Raw genomic sequence first — 1,991 nt, forward strand, 5'->3', positions numbered from 1 at the left:
CGCTCTGTTGTGTCAGCGCGGCGGAGGCCGCGCCCATGGCAGTATATATCGCGCGATCCATGGCACATTATCCTCAGCGCATACTGACCAGCGTTTGCAGCAGCTGATCCTGGGTTTTAATCGTCTGGGCGTTGGATTGATAGTTGCGCTGCTGGGTCATCATTTTGACCAGCTCATTACTCATATCCACATTCGAAGCTTCCAGCATCTTGCCCCTGATGACGCCAAAGCTACCAGTGCCGGAGGTGCCGATAAGCGGTGAGCCGGAGGCGCCGGTTTCTATCCAGCAGTTATCGCCGGTGGGCTGCAAACCGCCTGTGTTGGTGAAATCGGCCATCACTACCTGCGCTATCAATTGCGTCAGTTGATTACTGTATCTTGTGATAATCTCCCCGTTATCGCCGATAGAATAGCCGTTGAACTTACCCACCGCATGACCATTAGTCTGGGGTAAACTCTGTATCCATTCGGTGCCCTGCTGTGTCAGACCGAAGAGCGTAATGTCAAAATTTAATTCATTAGCCCCGTTGAGTTTTGCGCTTTCAATGGGGAGTTTTGGCGTGTTATCTTTATAAAGATTACCGTACGCGTCAAAAGTGATATCTTTACTAAATATCTTAGGATTTTTATCTGGATTATTGAGATCTATTAATGTAGGTGCAGTTTCGTCATAACATTTTACTGTCCACTGACCGTTCTCTTTTCCCTTAATATAAAAAATCTTGATGTTATGCGGATTACCCAAGCTATCATAGGCCGTAAACTGCGTTGAGTAATTATAACTTTTAGGTTCTTTAATATCGAATTCCCCGACTTCCGGCGGTTCAGCGTTTGATGGAAGATTGTCGCCCAAACTGCCTTCTGTAGATACGGCTCCTGGCATCGGCGTATCTGGCACGGTAATATTTTCTAAAGGCGTGCCGCCTGAAATCATTGGAGGCGTGCCGGTGGCTTTATAGCCGGTCAGATGTTTACCTTGTTTATTGACGATTTCTCCATATTTATTAAGAGCGAACTCGCCATTGCGGCTGTAGTAAATTTTCCCGCCATTATCCGCGAGACGAAAAAAACCGCTTCCCATGATGGCCATATTGATATTACCTGTACCCGCAATCATCATGCCGTTATTGAAGCTTTGCTGCACCCCTGCCAATTGTACCCCGAGTCCTATCATAGATCCCGAAAACATATCGGAAAAAGAAGCCGACGATGATTTAAATCCGACAGTTTGCGCGTTGGCGATATTATTACTGATTACATCCAGCGCCTGCGCTGCGGCGTTAAGGCCGCTGACTCCCTGAGCAAATCCCATAGTGATATTCCTATTTAGGTGAAATACAGTGGTATTGGATGCATAGATTAACTATTCAACCAATATGATATCTTTAAGATAAATAACGCCGTCCAGCCCCAACGTCAATTTCGCGCTGCCGTTGCTGAAAAATACATTTTCGACTTTAGCGGCCTTAAGGGCATTTACCGTCGGACGGCTTTCATCTTTATTTTTAGTTTCAATGCTAACATCATAGTGTTTGTCTTTCTCATCATCAAGAGGAGTAGGAGCGATCGGCGGTGTCGTTTGCGCCTTGCTGATATCTAATTTATAGGCGCCAGGTTTCACATCTTTGTATTCTTGCGTATAGGTTTTTCCTTGCTCATCGGTGAAGATCACCCTAACCTCATCCGCGCCGCTGGGCAATTCAAAACCATAAGCCGTCTGCCCCTCAAACGAAACAGAAGGCTTACCGATAATAAGCACGGTACGACCCACCCAATTGGACAAATTGACCGCCTGCACGCTATTGACCATGCCTCCCATGCCCAGCACGGTGTTATTTAATGTCTCTACCCCGATGGCGACGTGCATCTGTGCCATTTGTGAGGCTAGCTGGTTGTTGTCCATGGGATTGGTGGGATCTTGGTTTTTTATCTGAGCCAGCATAACTTGCAGAAAATTATCCATCAACTCCTGGGTACCCTCGGACTGAGCG

At 46.8% G+C, this 1,991-nt stretch carries 2 protein-coding genes; both read right to left on the bottom strand.

Annotation, left to right across the window (positions count from 1 at the left end; all coding sequences use genetic code 11):
• Positions 1 to 73 precede the first annotated feature (73 nt).
• Positions 74 to 1,312 (bottom strand): flagellar hook protein FlgE, encoded by a 1,239-nt coding sequence (gene flgE / locus BG74_RS04435; protein ID WP_066596882.1) that lies wholly within the window; start codon positions 1,310 to 1,312, stop codon positions 74 to 76.
• A gap of 51 nt (positions 1,313 to 1,363) precedes the next feature.
• A partial coding sequence (locus BG74_RS04440; RefSeq protein ID WP_187202611.1) for a flagellar hook assembly protein FlgD occupies positions 1,364 to 1,991 on the bottom strand: 628 nt, incomplete at its 5' end.

Origin of the sequence: Sodalis-like endosymbiont of Proechinophthirus fluctus (genome assembly GCF_001602625.1) — a bacterium.
Classification (GTDB): domain Bacteria; phylum Pseudomonadota; class Gammaproteobacteria; order Enterobacterales; family Enterobacteriaceae.

Coding starts and splice junctions, on each gene's coding strand:
- flgE (WP_066596882.1), bottom strand. CDS start 1,312: ATGGGATTTGCTCAGGGAGTCAGCGGCCTTAACGCCGCAGCGCAGGCG.